Consider the following 21881-nt stretch of genomic DNA (forward strand, 5'->3'; position numbering starts at 1 on the left):
CATCTATATACAGAACTCTCCTTTAAATTCTTTTGATCGCCGTCTTGAGAGATCAATCTTTTTACCGCAGCTCATCTCCACCCGGAAAAATGAATTATCAAGCAGTTCTACATTCCGGATATGAGACAGATTCAGTATTTGCTGACGGTTCGCCCGAAAAAAGCATCGACCGGATAGACGTTCATCAAGGTAGTTGAGTGATCGGTAGATGAGTAATTTTCCATCCGAGAAATAGGTTTTACTGTAGTTTCCATAGGTTTCAAAAAAGCGGACATCCCGTAGTTTCACCAGCCTGTAATCGTTGCCGTCGCTGAGCAGAACATTATCATCGAGAGTAAGCTTTTCTTCTGTTTCCATCATTGCTGTACACTGATTCCTTTTTTGATGGCATACGTTGAGGCCCCAAATTTTGTTACCTGCTAAGTCGGAATCAGACTGATTATTTCAAACTATTTTCAAACAGAGAATGGTAGTATCATCGGCGAGACGTTCCACGCTGAAATCTTCGACGTAGGATTTTATCTGCGTACAAATTTCCCGCGCTGACAGATCGCCGCTATCCATCTCTTCAACATACCGGCGGGCTCGTTCAAAGCCGATTCGCTCGCCATTTTCATTTACTGCTTCCGGGAAGCCGTCGGAGTAGAAAAGAATGAGGTCACCCGGCTGAAGTTTAATGAGCAACTCTTTGTAGCGCACCTGCGGGCGTACTCCAAGCGGATATTTCGGATCCGGAGTTCTGAGATACTCAGCTTTTCCATTCCGTTTTAAAATCGGCATGCAGTGACCGGCATTAGCGAGCTTTAAAGTGCGGCTGGCGGGCTCATATCGGCCAATGACGCAGGTGATGAATGTTCGGGAGTCTGTTTTATCATAAACAACCGGGGAAATTTCGCGCAGTATATCTTCCGGCTGATCGGTATACATCCTGGAACGGAGAAGCCCGCTGGTAAAAACCGCCTGCATTGCAGCCCGCATCGATTTACCGGAAACATCCACAACTGTAAGTGTGAGATGAGTTCCTGATTCAGCGTCTTCGGCTTCAACGTAATCAAAATAATCACCACCCACTTCGAATGAAGGCAGGAAATATCCCTGTAGCTCGTAATGATTCGTTTTTAACGGCGCATGAGGCATCAGACGCTGTTGTGATTCCCGTGCGATCTGCATCTCATTTTCAATGCGGATATTCCGGCGCATTTTTTGCTCGTATTCCGGCACATAGTTGCGCACAGTTGAGATGGACGGCCCTTTTCGCCATGCCACAATTCCAAAAAGAAGTACAGATAAAGCGAGTACAATCTGAAGCCAGCCGGTCACCGAGACATCAAATGAGGGTGATCCGATATACGGCATGATGGTAATGATAGAACTATACAGCCAAAATGCAGAAAAAACAGTCACCACACCTGTTGCCCTGTAGGTATAGAATAGGAGTACGGCAAGCATGATGAACAGAACCAATTCGTTTAATTCCGACCCGGTGGTTGCGAATGACCGACCCAGCCCGGTAAAAACTGCACCGCCCACTACTATACTGGCCGCCATTACAATATGTGGATTTTTTATCCTTTTCCTGAAAAAGTGGTATACAATACCCACCATGGCGATTGAGGCGAGAGCTGCTACGATAAACATGCTCAGATTTATCGAAAGGAATTGCGGCCGGTTGATCACTTCAGTAAAACCGAACTGGCTATCGGAGTTCATCATGAAGAGGCCGCTTACCGTAAGAAAAAGAGCCGTGATTCCGAGCATAACACCTGCGAGAGAAAAACCCCGGATAATACTGCCGCCAGTTTCCTTCAGGTAGAGTTTTCCGCGCCAATAGGCATCAATCAGATTCATCTCATATTTCTCTTCACTTCGCGCATGAGCCTCCCACCCGATATACGCCACCGATGCAAAAAGGCCCATTACCAATCCGAATACCAGTTGATTGAACTGGACCACAAGATTGGCCTGAACGGTGAGCAGGTCGGTGAAATTGAGCAGAAAGATCAGGCGCCATCCATAAATTCCAATCGTAACGGCAAGGGCAATAAAAAATATGCGGCGCCAATCTGCCTTTCCTTTGAAAACCTGGCCAAGCCCTTCTATAAAAGTAAAAAGTGCAAGCAGAGCAATTACGGAAATAAAGAGAATGACAAAATAGTCTTCTGCAGGTTTAGGCGGAATTTTCTCCATTTCATGCCACGCCTCAAACCGTTCAATGGAAACAATGCTTGCCGCATCGGCATCAGATAGTCCGGTGTCGGACGCCGGAACAGAACTCAGTTCCAGTTCAATATACTCCCTGTAACTACCGGCCGGTCTGGCCCAGCGGAACGTTGATGTAATTTGCGGTGTATCGAGTCTTTGCACTGGAACGGCGTTTTCATCAAGGCGGGGTGCAACCTCATCCACAGAGATATCCGTCTGTTCATACCCTTCCAGCTCATGGCCGAAAATCTGTTCGATGATATGTTGGGCCGTTTCAAGTGAGTTTTCTCCATCCACATTTGCCGAAGCACCTCTATCACTTTTCGCCTGAAAATTTGTTATCCTGCCGCTGTTGTCGTACTGAGTTCTGAAGAATCCATACGATTCAAAAATTGGCCTGGGTGAAAAGGTAAAACTATCTGTTAATCCAAGTGTGCTTGCTGATATTACATCCCATCCGTGCAAATGAAACCCTTGTGCGTTCAGCTGCGCCGGAGTGGGTGATTCATTTTCGAGAGAATCTCGGATAGCACGATAGAGGGGAGAGCGCTGATGCCTGAAAATAACCGTGGACAAAGTATCTGACTCGATCCCGAGGTCCGCGTATAATTCTGATGTTTTGCTAAGTGTTTTCTCTTTAGAATAGGTAATCGGGGCTTCAGCAGAATAATGAAACCGGTTAAAAAGAATTGAAAACAGAACAAATCCCGCAAGCCCCAGAATGATCCAGAAGGTAAGACCTCTGCTATCGGTATGACTGTTTTTCATGGATCGTGAATTTAAAATAGTGGAATCTATCAAACCGTTTTTTCAAGAACGGTATAGGAAAGATCAGATCAAAACGGATATTCTCATGATTCTATTTTATCTGAAAGTGATTGATTATATAGAATTGTAACCATTGATTTTCAGCTGATGAAATTCTAAAACTGAGTTTCGATCGTGAATTCAGGTGATATACAATTGCACTTACATTTTTTTGGCAATAACCGGGGCATTTCACTGACACATTCACAATCCTGAATTACCCCTGTAACTCTACTCACTACGGTCGCTTGAGGTATTTGATTCAGTAATTCTCACCTGATGATGTGTCTGAAGCAGAAAAAGATAATTTAACCAAAATGTTCCATTTTTAAGAAAACTCTTTCCGTATGATACGGGTAAACATATGCCCTTCAGTCATCAAAATAACTACTCAAGCAGCCTGTCTATCTCCTCAAACAAGATTTTAGCGTGGTCTATTCTCTGATCCGTTGGTGTGCCGTAGTTATATTTCGGATTATCTATTCTTATGGATGTAGCATCTGCTGTATCCACTTTCGCCAAATGAACGTTTGACTGCATAGAGCTCACCATTTGTCGACCAGCGGTTGTTCTATTGACAAAAGTTATCGTGGTTCTTTGGGATGCCTCTCGCCTTTGATGAATGTTGGTTACACTATAACCTTTATTTTCTATAGCATCACGGGATATTTCAACCATTCTATCCATACTCTCGTAATAAACTTTGATATTCTCTCCCCTGATGTTCCCCATCCCGGCACAGGCGTGCAAAGTGACTACGGCAGCAACCGTCACAAACAATGCCCTTAATGAGTTATTCGTATGATTCATTTGTAGGTTGGATTAAAGTTTAAACAAATTCTGGCTCATAACCTGAGTTCTAAAATTGAGTTAAAAAGTGTCTGATACAGATTTTCTTTCCAGAATGTTTAGGTCATTGAAATTATCCAGCCGGCCATTCTCAGGACCTGTTTTTTGTCTTAAAAATCTACTCTATATATTCAATCTCATAGTTCCATATTCCCTGCTCAACCGGGACTTTTTTGAAACTTCCATCCGGCCATTTTACCTCAATAGATTCGGGCTGAAGCGTCTCAAGATATCCCATTACCTGCACTGCTCCGTTCTGAGACCAATAACCAGCCCCGGCCTGTATTTCCCGCTGCGGCCCTTTTTTTCCGTTATTATATATCAGCCGAATAGTTGCTCCAATCGCATTTCTGTTATTTTGCGGTCCGATTAAACTAATCCTAAACCCCCTTTTTTCTGTTTGATTTTCATAGAGCTTTGTACGGTTTCCGTTTTGGGTGACAACTAAATCCACACGGCCGTCAGCGTTAAAATCGCTCAGTGCAGCTCCTTGTTGGGCTCCAAATATTTTCACCCCGCTTTCCTGGCCCGGCACTGCCGTAAATTGACCGCTGCCATCCCCTTTCAGCCACAATCCCCGGCCCCCATCCAGCCGTATATCACCAGGTGGTAAGGCAAAATAGTTCTGGCTCAAAAACACATCTTCATTTCCATCGTTATTATAATCGCCTATACTCGCACTGAAACCGGCAGTCAGCTGAGCAGTACGTGGTAATGGATGAGCCTCAAAATTCTGGCCGTCATTGTTGATAAATACCATACTTTCAAGCGTATTGATTTCTTTATAGGGAGTGATCTGTATCATTGCACCGAGGATCTCCTCTAAAGTAGATTCCGCATAATCCTGGTATGAATTGATATTGGAATACATCGGACGAAATCCCGAATAAAAATTCAATCTTCGCAGAGGCACATAGTCCTGCATTTCAGGGTTGTAATTTGCTTGAATAATGTCCAGAGAACTACCACCGTCTATATGTCCATAATACATGCGCATTGGATGATCTTCTACGATTTCATAACGGCTATTCGTCCCCCAGTTTGTGGCTATAATATCGGGCAGGCCATTACCGGTAAAATCACCTGTGGCCAGCCCATTCCACCACCCGAGATAATTGTCTAATCCAACTTCTGAGGTTACATCCCTGAATTGTCCCTGGTCATTTTCAAAAAGCTTCAGACTGCCCCACTCAGTACTGATAAGTAAATCAGGCCAGCCATTGTTGTTGTAATCTGTGAAAACCGCGCCTGTAACCATCCCAATATCCTGCAATAGTTCAGTATTGGTTTCGTCCAGAACAAACTGCTCATCATTGAGGGTATATAATGCTGAACTTGCCGATTCAGGATATCTGCCCGGAATTACACGACCTCCCACAAACAGATCAAGTGTACCATTCATATTATAGTCAGCCGCGGCCAGTGTACCCGTGCTTGAACCTGTTCCCGGTATCTCCTGGGTTTTTACTACTTCACCTTCATGAATTAAATAATGATAAGCCGAAGGCCCACCCGGAGATGGCTCTTCATATTCTGATCGTCCCACTACCATATTCAGCCCTTCGTCAGTACGCCATCCGATTACAGCAGTTTGTTTACCGCCATCATTTTGCTCATTTTCAATTCCGGGTATATCTTGTTTACTAAATTGACCATCACCATCATTTCTTAAAACGGCCAGCTTTCCATCCTGTGCCGAGGTCTGTATTAGATCCTCCCGGCCATTGTTGTTGTAATCGAGCCACGCCACACCCGGACCAAGCTGACTCAGCATTAAGGGGATAAAAGGCTGCCGCCGGAAATCTTGATACTCATTTACAGAATCTTTGATATCAATGCGATCAGAAACATCTTCAAATACCGGCTGAGTAGCAGCTTCAATGACAACATTTTCTGATTGGACCGAGATGCTGTCCTGGTAAATTTCATAGATTCGATTCACCCTTACATCGACAATTGTACTTTCTTTACCATTTGGCCACGTGATATGTAGCTCCTGATTTGTACTGTCGGGGTCCGACGCAAACATGATATGCGGTGCTGAACCGGACATGTAGTTTCCACCTGACACAATGCGTTTTCTCTGAAACGGCTCAAAGCCACTCAGAGTTACTTTAGCACCGATAGCCTGGGTATTTGGTACTGAACCAATCAAACGAACAGCAATACGGTCTTTCCCGCTTGTATTTTCATACACTGCTGCGGGATTGTTCATCCGGCTAACGACCATATCCAGTGCTCCATCGTTATTCAGATCTGCAATAGCCAATCCATGAGAAACATCCTCTGCGGTAAAGCCCCATTCAGAACTTACATCAGAGAACTTCAGATCACCTTCATTCCTGTACATTCGGTTTGGAAGGTCCAGGGATGGGTATTGCAGTTTTCCTCTGCGATAACTCTCAAGATCGTATGGCTGTTCATTAATTTGCCGACTTACCAGAGCACTTGAATCCAGATCCTGGGCATCATATAAATAGCCTGTTGCAATAAACAGATCCTGCAAACCATTTAAATTTGCATCAATAAACGATGTAGCCCACGACCAGCCGCTTGCATCCACTCCACTATAATTAGCGGTTTCAACAAAGCTATTGTCTCCACGATTTATATAGAGAGAATTTTGGGTGTACTGAGGTTGATTTGTAACATCACCCGGCTCAACCGGAAAGGGATCCAAATTTATGATTTGGCGCATACGCTCGCTGTGTATTGGACTGAGCATATCTGAGACAAAAAAATCGGCGTGACCGTTGTTATTCACATCACCTACCGCAATCCCCATTGCTGACAAACTCATGTGCCTGAAATTTAACGGATCCATTTTTTTAAAAACTCCATCACCCTGATTGATCCAAAACTGATCGATCGGCCAGAAATCGTTGCAAACATACAAGTCAGGGAGTCCGTTACCCGTGATATCTTCAAACCGAGCGGTGAGTCCCCACTTTTCGCCCACGCCGAGCGGTTCGCCATTTTCATCTAAAAAATGATCCTCTAAATTCTCTACTTTTTTGAATCCATTCCACGCATCGCCAATTCCACCCTGATTCAAATAGAGCACATCCGGAGTTCCTTTTTCACGAAGAGTTGGCCCGGTTACACTGATGATGTTTGTGTAATACTCTTGAAACTCTTCCTTGATAATGAATCTGTCACCCTCTCTTACGGCCACATTGTCTCCGATAAGGTCTCCCGGCGCATACAAATCCCTTACCCGTTCATTTCGGTAATGTGTCACATACAGATCCAGGTAACCGTTCCCATTTACATCGGCCAGGGTCATGGTTGTACCGCCTACTGTAGTGGAATCTAACCCACTCTGCGTTGCGCGGGTAAATGAACCCTCTCCATCATTCAATAACAGGATGGTCCCGTTGTGATAGGTCGTTACAAGTATATCTAAATGGCGATTTCCATTTACGTCGGCAAGAACCGTACCTGCTGACATATATTCTTCCAGTTCTACATTTGCTTCCTCGGAGATATCTATAAATTTAAAATTCCCTTGATTGAGATACAGTTTATTAGGCCCGTCAATTTGTGTAAAATACAGGTCCGTCCATCCGTTTCCATTGACGTCTCCTGCCGCAACACCTGACCCATTAAGCAGTACGGTATTTTCAATGTAACGTTCGTCTGTTAAGAAATTTTGAACTGTAATTCCTGTCTCAGATTCTGATAAGTGCTTAAATCCTGCTTTATCCTGTCTGGGTAGCTGTAATTCCGACCATCGGTACCCATCTTCCTGGTTCCAGCTTAATTCAATATTCCTGCGATCAGTGGTACATTGAATGAATACCAGTGGCAGGACAAATAAGAAGAGTAACTTTTTAAAATTCACAAAGTCAGGATCAATCAATGGCCGGTTGCAATAAAATTCTTCTTCGTAGTGGAATGTGGAATATAGTTCTATAGTGCTTTCTATAAAATGTAAAAGCCTTAAACCTGCGACAGAAACATACTCTGTCCCAGAATAATAAGGCTAATTAGAAGTGTAATGATTATAAATGTGCTGCTTTGAGTCACCTTAACAGGGAAGTACTAAGCAACAAAAGAACTTAATTTCCACTGTTAAACCCATTCATTAAACCAACTGCAAAACCTGCATATGCTCGTTTTCGCTCATAATCACTGGTCCAAAGCCCTGACGGATTATCCGAACTATCGAGCGGATTCCAGATCGTAATACCGTATCGTTGACTTTCAGGTACTATACTAAAGTATTGATCTGCCACAAACTGGTACATTTCGGATTGCGCTTCATAAACCTCAGGAGAGGCTGCTCCAGCACTAATTCCATCAAGTCCCACATTCAACCCGGATATTTTAATTATTTTATCCGTGGCTGCCAGTAACTCAAACATTTCCGTAATATCTTGCCGGCTGCTATTAATGTTGATATTCATATGTGTGCCAATACCATCCACTACAGCCCCATTATTTTCTATGTATTCAACATAATTTATGAGTCCGTGGGTTTTATCCAGATTATCCAAACCATAATCACTTATAAACAAGATATCTCCGTCGCCTGCATGCTCTCTGGCTACTTGAAAAGCTTGAACGCCGAAGTCTTCACCCAAATATTCATACCAGTTAAATCCACCATCACTCCTCAACTGGAAACTATTTTCGTCTCCGCCTTCAATTGTTCCGCTCACAACATCCCAGGCATCCACATAAGAAGCTTCGCTAACCATTGTTGATACCCAATTTTCTAATTCTGTGCTTAGGATTTCTTCCTTCTCTTCAGGAGTTTTTTCCACTAATTCGGTGCCAGTTTCAGTATTATAGTACCACACCTCCATATTGTCAAAGTAGTATGTGGTAGCTGTAGCTCCGAGATTAAAAGCTATTGTACCTGCACTTGCCTGTTCTTCGCTCACCGTGATTTCCATTAAATGTTGTGACCATTCTGGTGTAGCGTTAATCGTCCCAAAAAAATCCCAATGTAGATATTCTGTAGGTGCATCATGAGCCTGAGTTGGAAAGCTAGCTTCCTGTTCTGCACGCACATCCATCACAAATCTAAGTTGGTCGCCTTCTTCCACGTTTGGTTCGAATGTCATGAAAAACTGGCTGTCCCAATCGTTTTCCCGAACTTCTGCGTTAACGATCTGCAGTGCGCGCCCTTCTCCATTAGCACCCTCGCCATCTGCGGTAAATGATAAATCTGCTCCTTCGTTTGCCTCATAATTTGAATCGTCGTCCGTTTCAAAGTCTGCACTGGAAATTAACTCCCATGACGGTTCGCTTACTTCAATCGTTTCGGGAGCAATCAAATCATTGAGGTAGGCTTCGTTTTGATTTTCAAATGAGATCAGGGCATTACCATAAACTGATATACCGGCTTCCTCTGCTACTCCTATTAGATCACTGATGCTTAAAAGGTCATGGCTTCCATCTGCCTGAACGACAGCTCCATGACTCATATCGTGGACAGTAACTTCTTGAAAATTACTATTCACCAAACCAAAGATTGCACCCTGATCTGCAAAGGCAGATGCCGAAACTGCTGTTCCGAGCTTAAAATCAGAATTTTCAGTATTGATGTACGTTTTCAATGGAGAGAAATTGCTATCTAATGAATCCTGCACTGCAACACTTTGAGGTGTCTCCATGTTAAAGTTAGTTGGGTTTTCCTTGGTGCAGGATGCTATCAAAATCAAGGTCGCTATATAAATTCCTACCGTAAATAACTGTCTCATAGTATTTTTCTGCTCAGTGTTAATATGAAAAATTAGGGTAGTTCCGGAGAAAATGTTTCAAGACCGATACCACGATCACGTAAAACCAACGTATCTGCCGTTTCTACACGACGTTGCGACTGTTCCCATTCGACCACATAGTCAAGGTAGATTGCATTTCGGTTTTTCTCACCCCAGCTTTCTTCTGATTCACTTTGGTTTACAAAGGTGCCACTACCGCTTGCGGTATATTCATCGGAATCATCAGAAACAGTGATATTCCCCTGATCATCAAAATCGAGTAAAATTGTAATGTTTATATCATTCCCGTCGGAATCCGGTATTGTGTATGGAAATGATACCTGTGTTAAAGACTGTGTAAGTAAATCAACAACCTCATCTTTAACAACTGATTCAGTTCGCCGTATCCTGGTTTCTGTATCCCCATTTTCATCCGTAAACATGTCTTCTCCTCTGCGAAGGTAGAATCCATCGTAATGATTTATATACTTTATTGCGTAGAAAGTATAATCCTTCGGTTCAACCTCCCAGTCATCAGCAACCCCTCTTCTTGGATTACTTGCAAACGGATTGGGTGTCCCCTGAAGAATTGTATCTGCATTCGCTACATTTAACAGTTTTACAGGAATTACATACGTTGTATTTATTGCATCGGGATCCTGAAAAAATTCATCTGTGAGTTGTATCGTCAATCCTCCGGCCAGTTCGCCTCTTGGAATTACCATTTGATCACCATTAGAGATGATCTCAAAATAATTATTCGGCAGCGCCTGTATGGGATTTCCAGTTCCCCCAAACTCAAAACCGTCAACCATTTCCTGGTCAATTTCGTAATCAATCATCACATCATTGTTATTTGAATACACCCCACCGGTAGTAGCCATAACTCTAAACTGATGATCATTATCAGATTCATTGTTGTACAGGTATTCTCCCAATATTATAGTCCTGACCGGATATTGATAAGAAAAGTATACCGACTGATATTCATAGTCGGAAAATTCCCAGTCCTGATTTTGACATGATGTCAATAAGGTTACGGCCATCAACACTATAAACGCGCTTAAAACACTCTTATATTTCATCTTTCCCATTTCCTCATTTATAAATTTATTAGATATCATACGATACATACTACCACCCAAAATTCTGTTCTAAACCGAATTTTAAGATTTCGTTGTATGGCACAGGTCCAAAACGCATATAAGGTTGAAAATCCCGGGTTTCAACTGTCATCACTTCATGATCCCCGTTTGTGATTCTAACGCCAAGAGCAGGTTCAGTTAAATCCATATCCCATCTACGCAGGTCCCAAAAGCGAAAGTTTTCAAAGGACAATTCAATACGACGGACATCCCGTACGAGTTCCCGCATGTCTTCAACAGAATTGATTTCATTTTGCATATACTGATCAGGCTGGCTGACTCCCTGGCGTGCCCGGATCGCTTCTATCACATCATACGCGGAGAAACCAAAAGGACCGGTTCCAGTTGGACCCCATGCTTCGTTGGCCGCTTCTGCATACGCAAGATAAATTTCAGTGTAACGGATTCGGGGAATATAGTGTAACTGATCATTGGTACTGGTTGGATCAAGGTTCACATCCTGACGGAGTAGTTTTTTCATATAGTAGCCGGTACGTGTAGAGGTTGACACCTGATTCAGTGCGTCATTAGTAGTACCGTCTGCGGCTGTAATAATGGTGGTATTATTTACACCAGCTGTTCCGCCATTCACCAGTATATAATGCTGAAGCAGATCAACCCGGTTTTCGTACGGAGTTGAAGGGTCATAATTACTATCGGGATGGTCAATCGGGTATCCATTCTCCATTGGAAAAGCATCCACCAGATTTTGTGTCGGGTTCATTCGGCCATTTCCAAAAAGGGTCGGAGGAAAATGTTCGGATTCCAGGTCATTACTTTGCCCAATGTTAGTTCTCCAGATGATCTCCGGCGGGTTTTCACCTGAGCCGATACTGGACATACCGCTATCGTTATACCAGCTATGTCCATTCTCCGCTAAGCCCATTACTCCGTCATTCAGCTGTAGTAGTTCACCACTGTAGACAGCGGCGTCCTCCCAAGTCGTATTGGTACCGGCTGTATAGGCAGGGCTGGCAGCCAGTAGGCCACTTTGCGCTTTTATTGCCATCGCTATACGACCACTCATTCGCTGCTTGCCATCATCACCGAACACCCGGTTAAATCTTCCCAGATCATCATTTGTACTGCCAAAACCATCAGGTAATTGAGAAGGATCACCTACATTACCAAAATCAAGAGGAAGCATCTCCGTTGCTTGTTCTATATCACTGAATATTTGTTCTAACCCTACCTGAAACGTATCTCTGGGCTTTTGAAAGTCTGAATCTATACCCTCCGGTTCTAATACGACAGGCACACCGAGTAGCTGACCGCCCTGGTTTCCTCCGGTCCAGCCTGCATGGTGCCGCAATAAATGGTACATAAATAGTGCCCTTAAACCGTAGGCTTCACCCTTCAGTCGTTGATTGAACAGTGCGCTTGAAATTTCATCATCTGCCCACTGAACATTATCTGCATTATCCAGGAAAATATTTAAGTATTGAATGGCTGCACGGCTGTTTTGCCATTGATTAAGCGGGTTATTATCTGCGGCCCACTGACCGTTAGCCATCTGGCGAAATGCAGCATTATTATCATTGGTCACTGCATTATCTGTAGCTACATCTGTAAATGTCCACCCGTTATTTGGCAACAGGTTGTAGGCATTCGCCAAAATTCCTTCGGCATATGTTGCATCGGTGTACATATCATCCAGCTCATTGATATTCTGATTGCCCGGACTTAAAACGTCACTGCAACTTGCAATGAGAACTGCAAGAAGTAAAAAAAACAGGTATAATAGTATCCTTTTATACATAGGTCTGTCTCACTAAATCTAAATTAAAATTTTGCATTGATTCCCAGATTGAAGAACCGCATTTGGGGAGTCGTCCCTACATTTGTCTCCATGATATCACGGTTGGGAGAGATGGTCAGAAGATTGGCTCCAGTTACGTATACCTGCAGTTGTCTGATATTGGATGCCTGAAGAAAGCTTGCCGGCAGATCATAAGTTAATTGTACCTTTTGCAGGTCAAAACGATCAGTACTATACATCCAAAAGTCGGATGTACGAAAATTGTTACTACCGGTTTGGGTTGTAAGCCGTGGATAGGTTGCAGTATTTGCAGTTTCCTCGGTCCAGCGATCGCGAACAACAGAAGAGTATTTATTATCTCCATTTACCCAGTAGTAGTCACCACTCATCACACCGTAGGAACCAAATTGTCCGGTTCCTAAAGTAAAAAGCGTAAAATTATTCCATCTGGCAGTTAAATGAACTCCAAATTCCATTGGAGCGCCATTCCAACCGGCCCGTCCAAGATACACCTGATCCTGAGAATTGATTACATTATCATTGTTCTGATCAACATATTTAATATCACCCGGTCGCACAGTGCCAAATTGCTGAGAGGCCTCATGATTATCAATTTCTTGCTGGTCCATGAATAAACCCTGGCTTTGAAGTCCCCAAATACCATCCAATGGAGTTCCTTCGGTATTTTGATAGTCGAACTGGTTAATCTCGGCACGCCTAACTGCCTTACTATCAAAAAAGGTTCCTGCCAAACCAAGTGACCAATTTACCCCGCCCAATTCTTCATTAAATCTGAGATTAAAATCTATTCCCTTTCTTTGATCAATATTATAATTCACGTAGGGAATAAATGAGTTTTCAGGCCATCCGGTTGAAAAATAACTTGGATATAGTGCAGATGCCTGGATAACTCCCCCTTCATTTCTATTATAGAAGACCGTAGACTCTATATTTAGAGTATTGTCAAAAAAAGATGCATCAATACCTGCATTTAATTCTTTTCGCTTAATATAGGTAAGGTTTGGATTGGCACCTCTAAAAGACTGAGTACCTTGTCTGAGATTACCATCTCCCCATCCAAAAAATGCACCATCAGCCTGAGAGTATCTTGCTTCATACAAATGATAGCCGGGAATTGGCATATCGGTATTCACTATACCGCCTGAAACAAAAAGTTTGAGATTATTGATAGCGCTTGCATTAGCCATGAAACCTTCCTCGCTGACTCTCCAACCCAGCGTTGCGGTTGGTGAGAATGCCTGCCGGTTACCTTCCGGAAGTTTTGCTGAATGAGGTATAGCAGCGCTGAAATCTACATAATACTTTTCGCGGTGGTTATACCCTAACTGTAAACCCAGGTTCAAATTCCCTGTTCGATGATACTCTCCGGAATAGCTAAGCTGATGGACATTGGTAATCAGCATTGCCGAGATTTGATTGTCTTGATCAATATTCCGGTGATAATTGAACTGTCCTGAAAAGGCGAGTGTTTGCTGGAATATGCTATTGTCCACATTTTGGACTCCGGTTCTTGCGTCCTGACCAAATGTGTTGAGACTACTTACCTGATTCTCACCATCAAAAGCCACCCAATTAGGGTCATATACTGCATATTGATTGTTAAAACCCTGATAATATGACGATAGATAATCAACTCCGAACATACTATTGAATTCCAACCCTTCAAGTACAGCATCCAAGTCCATCGTTATCGCTGTATTGAACTGAAATTGTCGTCCCACGGATTGATTGGTTCCACCAGCATAGATATCAGCAATTGGATTTGATGAATAGATCTGATTCCCACCCAACAAATATCTGTCATTAATAACATGGTCACTGTTCTCAATAATCTGTTGTAGATTCTGATTGCCATCTACAAACATATCAATGGGTATAAGTGGTGTATAGCGATCCGGGCGCAAGGTGGAAGCTTGTCCCCAATAGTCGGTATTTACACCGTTCTGTTCGTCGTAAATTACACCGGCCCCTACAGATGCTCTTATATTTTCATTCAGCTCAAAATCAACATTTGAACGAATGTTGAAATTATTTCCCCGAAGATTTTCACCTTCCCCAAAATCCAGAAGGGAGTTTGAGGTTATAAAATTTATATTCGTGTAGTAATTTGCCGTTTCGGTACCCCCGGATAATTCCACATTTCCCTGATATCGGTTCGTAAAATCCCTCAGGTAGTCCGGTGAATAGTAATCAACATTTGGATATCTGTACGGATCGTTACCCCTGGAGTGCCTGTAGATGGTTTCCGCGGTATATTGCTGTGGCAAGCCATCATTCTGAAGCGCTTCATTATATAGCGTCATATATTCTGCTGAACCGAGATATTCAGGATATCTTATAGGGATGTTAATACCTCCATTTACCCTTCCATTTATCTGCAAATCGTGGTCTCCCCCTCGCTTAGTCGTTATATATACCACACCATTCGCGGCACGGCTACCGTATAACACATTGGCAGAGACTCCCTTCATAAAACTAATCTGCTGTATTGCGGACGGATTGATGCTCCCTGGATCACGGGGAATACCATCCACCAGCACCAAATAATCGCCCATTCCCCATAAACTACCGTTAAATCCTCCTGCAAAAGCCTGCATATTTTCCAAGCTGAAGGTCATGTAGTTTTTTTCCATTATACGAGGTACATCCACGACTGAGATTCCTCCCATTAGATTTTCTCTGGGAATTTGTCGAAATGCACCCTGTACAACTCTGGGCCCAACTCTCTGAAAATCCACCCCATCCGTTTGAGCAACAGTATCTTCGATCGCCTGTTCCATCTCTTCCGAATTAGAATCCTGTGCGATTAAGCCAGTAGGCAGTAAGAAGAGTATGGTACACACTAATATATTGTATCGTAAGTATTTCATTCGTTCTACGTTTTTTAACTCGTGCAATTGATTATCTCCTTCGTTTAGCATCACCATCCAGGATTTTGTTCAAAACTTGCGCTGATATTCACATCTGACCGTTTTAAGGGGAGCCAGTAGTGACGTTCGGTGAGATTTCTCTCCTTAAGCACTACTTCATTTAAGTTCAGTACTCTATTTTCTCTTGGATTATCCGGATCAAAATCAGGTGACCGCTGAAAGAAATGGCCGGTTTTTCTAGTGTTATTTTCATCTAAGAGTAATAGCCATCTGCGCTGATTTGTAAGCCGATGCCTTTCAAAACCTAATTCAACAGACCACTCTCGCCTTACCTCACTCAGAAAATCATCCACATCCCCTAAATATCGACCATCCACAGGCGGAACACCGGCTCTGTCTCGTACTCTGTTAATCGCCTCTTCAGCCGTCATATTGAAAGTTCCGGATGACCCTGTAGATGATTGGTTGGCTACAGATGCCGCTTCTGCATACATAACGTAGACACCGGCTAACCGCATCCAGGGAAGGTGAATGTGCAGGTTACTGCCATAACTCATCCCATCATCATATGTATTGGCTGTCAATGGAATAAACTTTCTTAACGTGTAACCTGTTTGAGTACCACCCGGACTGGCACCATTTGCATATCTATAGCTGCCTCCAGTATATAGATTCGCATGGCGATGTTGCTCATCAGCCTCTGGCATTGTACCCTGAACCACTTGCAAACCATCATACACGAATGTACTATAAAAACGCGGGTCGCGATCTCTCCACGGATATTCCTCATCATAACCAGAGTCACCTTCATCCAGAGGTAATCCATTCGCCATTCCAAATTTCTTCACATAGTTTGCGGTTGGGAAGAAATTACTACCATCCATGATGATGGTCGGTGTAAACTGTTTACTGGTATTCCAATTTGATTGCCAGGCATCGAAATAGGGACCTGTAAATATTCGTTCGGTTCCACCCGGTAACTCCCAGTTTTGGCCATGAGTATAGAAATTCATGTGCCATTCCGAAAAATCTAACAGCTCATAATTTGCTTCACCTGACTCCACAAGGCTCAGTAGTTCACCGAGTGCATCAGCTGCCCGTTCTGCGAATTCCTGGTTATAGCTCGCTGCCGTCTCATCCGCTCCATCATTCATCAGGGGGCTGGAGGCCCAAAGCAAATTTTTGCCAAGGTATCCCAGAGCCATGATTTTATTAATACGTAATGCATTGTTCCCGGCCGTTCTAGCCCCAACTTCAGTTTCGTCCCAGCTTATGGGTAACAGATCAGCAGCCCTTCTAAAGTCCCGTGCCACACTATCGGCAATAGCTTGGTAAGGTAATCTTTCCTGATCGAACTGTGCATCAGCCGGAAGAGGTTCACTCATATAAGGCATACCGCCAAAATGTTGCATATACTGGAAATAATTCCATGCTCTGAAGAACAGCAATTGGCCTTCAATCAGGTTTCTTTCCATTTCTGTACCCTGAAGCTTATCCAAATTACTAAGCCCAACATTCGCTTTGCGAATTGCATACCAGCCGTGATCCCAAAGGGATTTATCAAATCGATCCGCGTTAGTAGTAGGAGGGCTACCGGCTTTATCAAGCCAGGATGTATTCCACCCGTTATGTTCCGATTGCCAGCCCCAGAAATTACCGTCATCGAACATATCCACAATGTGGTAATCCATGTCGTTACTTGTAACAATATCGTCTCCGAAATTCCAATTACTTGTCCAGTAGGAGTTTGAAAAGTCAGGTATGATATTGTATAGCTCCTCGGTAAAACCCTGGAAATTGGTGAAGTTTTCAAATGCAGCATCTTCAGACACATTGGATTCCGGTGCCTTCATAAGAAAATCTTCACATGAAACCAGTACAACTGCGCTCAGGAAAATCCCGAATCCTAAAATTGTGTATTTATTTATTGTCTTATTCATATTCATTTCAACAAATTTAGAAATTAACATTAACCCCTAAGTTAAATCGTCGTACCGTTGGGTAGGCTCCCTGGCTGGTCACGCCACCGCCTGCAAAATTAGATTCCCGGTCATCGGGCATGTTGGTCCACAAAAGCAGGTTATGACCGTTCAGGTAAATATTTAAGCTACTGATACCCAGGCCTCTTGCTACATTTGAATTTGCATCAAATGTGTACCCTATTTGAGCACTCTTTAAACGCAGATAAGATCCATCATACATCCAGCGACTTCCTCTGCTGTATCCACTGATATTGGTATTCCAGCGAGGCATCATAGTATTCGCTTCAGGGTTATCCAAGCTCCAGTAGCCGCCTTCTACATCATAAGCCAACTCATTCCCCCCAAGGCTGCCAAAATTAGTGCTCCGGATTACATTATTTACACCATAGAATTGTGCAAATCCGCTGAATCCAGCCCAATCAAATCCAACGGTTGTATTAAATGTATTTTGCGGTGTCCCGGAAAAGCCAAATGGGACAGAATCCTGATCATCGATTAATCCGTCGGAGTTGTAATCAACAATCCATTTACCTCCAGGTAATTTCCCCGCATCATTCGTATTAAAAGGAGTAGATGCATACACTTCATCCCAAGAGTCATAGAAACCTCTGTCGATGTGTGTTCGCGCCTGGCCTACAGCGTACCCAGCCTGTTTTTGATAATCTGGTGTTAATTCAGGGTCATCCCTTTCAATAACTTCATTTTGTGCATGAGTCACATTCACTTCCGTCCACAGTCGGAATCGACTACCAATCATTCGATCAAGGTTAAGTGTAACCTCAAATCCCTGGTTATGCACCTCTCCGATATTAGCTACAGGAGCCTGCTGCCCAAAGTAGGATGGAATCGCCCTGTCGCCCCCGCTAATAAGGATATTTTCACGTTTATCTTGGAAAAAGTCGACAGAACCGGATATCTGCCCTTGAAAGAGTCCGAATTCAATTCCCAAATTAGCCTTAGTTACCGTTGCCCAGCGCACATCCGGGTTACCCAATGATTCTACTCTATACCAGGTGTATGGACTTTCCGGAGCTGTAATACCAACAGTTCCCATACCTGTATTGCCTCCATATGCCCATTCCGTCATGTAGAGCCAGCGTCCTGTAGTGTAGTCATCCCCGATAGTTCCGTAGGAAGCTCTAACTCTAAGATTATTGAGGAAATCTAATGAACTCATGAAGCTCTCTCTGTGAATATTCCAGCCAACTCCACCAGATGAAAAGAAACCAAATCGATAACCTTCACCAAACCTTTCCGACCCGTTATATGATCCGTTGTATTCAAGTATATATCGCTGATCATAATTATAGGTTGAACGAAATACCCAGTTTTCGCGAGCTTGAGGAATGATGCTACCTAACGCATTTTCGGAACGGTTTACAAGTCCCATCTGAGTGAAATTATTCCGCTCACCTAACGTAAAATCGTAGTTTATCTGAAACTGATAGTACCATCGCCGATACGTCTGAGAATTATCAACCGATCCTCCATCGGTATTCCACAAACTTCCTGGCTGAAAATCAAAAGGAGTTCCTGTATCGTAAAGGGGCTGAAATGTTTCATTCCCGCTTATTGGGTCAATGTATCTGCTGCGTGCAGAATTGTATAAGTCATTCACTCCCCTGTTGCCTTCAACAAAAGTGTTATCAACGGCAACCTGAGCTCTAACATTCAACCCTGGCACAAACATGTCCAGATCTTGGTCAAGCTCAAAATTTGTGGTCAACTCAGTACTGGTTATTCGTTCAATTCCGCTCAATGCCAAAATTTGTACCGAGTTACTACTTCCCCCGGTTGCGTCAGGGTCAAATCCAAAACTTCCATCCGGATAAATTGGCAAATACTGAGTTGGGGATGCACTGTATGCAGCTATCCAAAAACCATAGTCGCCCCCTGAAAAACCCCAGGGCCTCTTTCTTACCCCATAAGAACCTGCAATTTTTGCACTTAATGTAGTTGAAGGACTCAGTTGAAAATCCAGGTTAGAACGGGCATTTAACCTCTGAAACCCGAATCCGGGTTGATATCCGCGATTGTTTTCAAACTCTCTGAAAAGATCGCCTTCATTCACATAATTAGCACTTGCAAAAAATTGTACAAATTCAGAACCACCTCTAATATTCAGGTTAGCATCATACGATTGGGTATACTCTCTGAACAATTCATCAGCCCAATCCACATTTGCATAGCGTATCCGATCTTCCGGAGATTGTGGCCGTTGATAACGATCGACAAAATCTTGTGTATGATACGCCCCCCAACTTGCATTTGGTGCACCAAGCTCATGTTCTATGGCCTGGTTTCGTAACATCAGAGTTTCATATCCATCCATTACACCCGGCAGTTTCGATGGAACCTTAACTGTATTTGTGAAACTTCCTGATATCTGAACCTGTCCATCGTAACCCGATTTAGTTTCAATCAGGATCACACCATTTGCACCCTGAACTCCGTAGACAGCCGTTGCAGAAGCATCTTTTAAAACTGTCACTGAGGATACAGAACTCATATCCACACTTCCCATCGGGCGCTCAATCCCGTCAACCAAAATTAGCGGGGAAGAATCCTGCCAGGTACTCTGTCCGCGTATATAAATTTGAGGATCTTCCTCACCCGGCAAACCGGTACTGCTTACAGTAACCACCCCCGGCAGCTTACCCGTCAGCGCCATACTCAGGTTCGGTACCTGAACGGTCCTCGCCAGATCTCTTTCAGAAATAGAGGAGATACCTGCAATTACACTTTCCCTTTGCTGAGTACCAAAACCGACAACCACCAGCTCTTCACCGGTAAATGTTCCGGGCTGCAAAGCAACATCAATCTGATTTCGGTTCTCGATAGGAACTTCCAATCTCTCATATCCAATGAATGTAAATACAAGTGTGTCGGTTGGGGCGGGCACATTTAGCGAATATTCTCCATACAAATTAGTTGAGGTACCCTGTGAGGTTCCCTTTACCATTATATTTACACCCGGCATCGTCTCTTCAGTTTCAACATCAGTGACAACCCCTTCTACCAAATGGTTAAAAGATTCCACTACAGCAGCCTGCTCTTCGCCATCCTTTTTAAGGATAAAAGTGCGTTCATTCAGTTTGGTAAATGTCAGATTGAAATGATCTACAAGTTTCTGCAGTTCCTTCCCGAAATTATCTGACTGTCGGAAAAATTTGGGCTCTACGCGCATTCCATTCAGCAAACCGCTTTCATAGATAAATGAGACATCAAACCATTCCTCCATTTGTTTAAGCTCATCTTCCAACTGGACACTGCTTGATTCAGACTGAACACTATCCTGCTCATTCAGGGTTATTATTGGGTCTGTTTTTTGACCATCTGCCGAGGAAAGCCCTGCCAAAAAAATAAATAACAGGCATCCCAAAATGCGGATTATCGTAGCTTTATCGTTCATCTGTGTTCCCATTGATTTTGACATTGAAAACTGATCATTTGGTTTACTCATATTTATCTGACTACTGTGATATCAAATATTTTTCATTATCAACCTGTGTGATCTGCAGGTCAAGAATTTGTTGAAGTCCATTCAGCAGAATTTGTAAATCAGGATTTTGAATTGTCCCGGTGACCTGGCGATTCAAAAGCTCTGGTGATTCTACTTCCAGGCTAACATTGTAGATAGCTTCTATAGCTGAAAAAATATCTTTGAGTGAGGTATTCCGGAACTCGACCTCCCCATCAATCCAGGCAGTAAACAACCCTACATCAACCTTTTGTACTATAATTTCTGACGAAGATTTGTTGATCACTGCACGTTCACCCGGATTCAAGATCTTACTTGCTCTTTCCAGGCCTTGAGAGTCATTACCCGATACTTCTACCCGTCCCTCCTCCAGCACTACACTTGTTTTTTGAAATCGGGTATCCACATTAAACCTGGTTCCCAGAACCTGAATCTTTCCATCGTCAGTGTGAACGATAAATTCACGCTGAGTACCACCCGGATTAGTCGGAATATCAAAAAAGCCTTCGCCTTTCAGCCAAACCTCGACTCGCTCGCCTTGAAACTGCTCCAAACGATATCGCAATGAAGACTCAGCATTTAATTCAATCAGCGATCCGTCACTAAAAGTCAGAGTCTTCCTTTCTTCATCTCCGGTTTCAACCGTTTCAAATAGCAGCTCAGCATTTTGTTCAGTAGTTTCTGTGGGGTTAAAGAGAAAAAGCAGTCCCAGGCTTGACAAGATTATTAAAATTGTTGCCGCTACTGATACCCGGTAGCCCCATGAATTGTTTTTGGGCTGCATCTTTTTAAAAGATGGTAGTTTATTCTGCTGTTCAGATCTGTCAATTCGTTTTGTTAATCTTTCCAGCTCAAATTCCAAATCATCAGCCGGATCTAAATCCCATCTCACTTGATAAAATTTTTCAGCGTTTGCTCTTAACTCTCTGTGGAGAGGATCCTTTTGCTCCCAATTTTCCCAACGTCGTTTCTCAGACTCACTGGCGGTGCCCCTGATCCAGCGAGTAAAAGAATCATTACTCAATAATTCTGTTAATTTTTGATTTGATGTAGC

General features: G+C 43.2%; 11 protein-coding genes. All 11 read right to left on the reverse strand.

Annotation, left to right across the window (positions count from 1 at the left end; all coding sequences use genetic code 11):
* Positions 1–3 precede the first annotated feature (3 nt).
* The gene (locus DYD21_RS17470) at positions 4–360 is read right to left on the reverse strand and encodes a LytTR family DNA-binding domain-containing protein (RefSeq protein WP_116038295.1); all 357 of its coding nucleotides are present in this window, start codon (positions 358–360) and stop codon (positions 4–6) included.
* 84 nt (positions 361–444) lie between these two features.
* Complete coding sequence (locus DYD21_RS17475) at positions 445–2970, reverse strand: PP2C family protein-serine/threonine phosphatase (RefSeq protein ID WP_116038296.1); 2526 nt, start codon at positions 2968–2970, stop codon at positions 445–447.
* Between the two features lie 426 nt (positions 2971–3396).
* Positions 3397–3819, reverse strand: a complete 423-nt coding sequence (locus DYD21_RS17480; RefSeq protein ID WP_116038297.1) for a hypothetical protein — start codon at positions 3817–3819, stop codon at positions 3397–3399.
* 157 nt (positions 3820–3976) lie between these two features.
* On the reverse strand, positions 3977–7720 hold the full coding sequence (locus tag DYD21_RS17485; RefSeq protein ID WP_116038298.1) for an FG-GAP-like repeat-containing protein: 3744 nt from the start codon (positions 7718–7720) through the stop codon (positions 3977–3979).
* A 199-nt stretch (positions 7721–7919) separates the two neighbouring features.
* A complete protein-coding gene (locus DYD21_RS17490; RefSeq protein WP_116038299.1) occupies positions 7920–9569 on the reverse strand; it encodes an endo-1,4-beta-xylanase in 1650 nt (549 codons plus the stop codon).
* A 32-nt stretch (positions 9570–9601) separates the two neighbouring features.
* On the reverse strand, positions 9602–10663 hold the full coding sequence (locus DYD21_RS17495) for a DUF5627 domain-containing protein (RefSeq protein ID WP_348636197.1): 1062 nt from the start codon (positions 10661–10663) through the stop codon (positions 9602–9604).
* Positions 10664–10703: 40 nt separating this feature from the next.
* On the reverse strand, positions 10704–12473 hold the full coding sequence (locus DYD21_RS17500; protein ID WP_116038300.1) for a RagB/SusD family nutrient uptake outer membrane protein: 1770 nt from the start codon (positions 12471–12473) through the stop codon (positions 10704–10706).
* Positions 12474–12496: 23 nt separating this feature from the next.
* A complete protein-coding gene (locus tag DYD21_RS17505; protein ID WP_116038370.1) occupies positions 12497–15364 on the reverse strand; it encodes a SusC/RagA family TonB-linked outer membrane protein in 2868 nt (955 codons plus the stop codon).
* A 50-nt stretch (positions 15365–15414) separates the two neighbouring features.
* Positions 15415–17304, reverse strand: coding sequence for a RagB/SusD family nutrient uptake outer membrane protein (locus tag DYD21_RS17510; protein WP_116038371.1), 1890 nt, complete (start codon positions 17302–17304; stop codon positions 15415–15417).
* Positions 17305–17320: 16 nt separating this feature from the next.
* Positions 17321–20758, reverse strand: a complete 3438-nt coding sequence (locus DYD21_RS17515; protein ID WP_158607352.1) for a SusC/RagA family TonB-linked outer membrane protein — start codon at positions 20756–20758, stop codon at positions 17321–17323.
* A gap of 61 nt (positions 20759–20819) precedes the next feature.
* Complete coding sequence (locus DYD21_RS17520; protein WP_158607353.1) at positions 20820–21719, reverse strand: FecR family protein; 900 nt, start codon at positions 21717–21719, stop codon at positions 20820–20822.
* Between the last annotated feature and the right edge of the window lie 162 nt (positions 21720–21881).

Source organism: Rhodohalobacter sp. SW132 (genome assembly GCF_003390325.1).
In the GTDB taxonomy this organism is placed as follows: Bacteria; Bacteroidota; Rhodothermia; order Balneolales; family Balneolaceae; genus SW132.

What these genes read in the sequence shown, in the direction of transcription:
- DYD21_RS17475 (WP_116038296.1), bottom strand. Translation starts at nt 2,970, where the DNA reads ATGAAAAACAGTCATACCGATAGCAGAGGTCTTACCTTCTGGATCATT.
- DYD21_RS17515 (WP_158607352.1), bottom strand. Translation starts at nt 20,758, where the DNA reads ATGAACGATAAAGCTACGATAATCCGCATTTTGGGATGCCTGTTATTT.
- DYD21_RS17480 (WP_116038297.1), bottom strand. Translation starts at nt 3,819, where the DNA reads ATGAATCATACGAATAACTCATTAAGGGCATTGTTTGTGACGGTTGCT.
- DYD21_RS17470 (WP_116038295.1), bottom strand. Translation starts at nt 360, where the DNA reads ATGATGGAAACAGAAGAAAAGCTTACTCTCGATGATAATGTTCTGCTC.
- DYD21_RS17505 (WP_116038370.1), bottom strand. Translation starts at nt 15,364, where the DNA reads ATGAAATACTTACGATACAATATATTAGTGTGTACCATACTCTTCTTA.
- DYD21_RS17490 (WP_116038299.1), bottom strand. Translation starts at nt 9,569, where the DNA reads ATGAGACAGTTATTTACGGTAGGAATTTATATAGCGACCTTGATTTTG.
- DYD21_RS17500 (WP_116038300.1), bottom strand. Translation starts at nt 12,473, where the DNA reads ATGTATAAAAGGATACTATTATACCTGTTTTTTTTACTTCTTGCAGTT.
- DYD21_RS17510 (WP_116038371.1), bottom strand. Translation starts at nt 17,304, where the DNA reads ATGAATAAGACAATAAATAAATACACAATTTTAGGATTCGGGATTTTC.
- DYD21_RS17495 (WP_348636197.1), bottom strand. Translation starts at nt 10,663, where the DNA reads ATGGGAAAGATGAAATATAAGAGTGTTTTAAGCGCGTTTATAGTGTTG.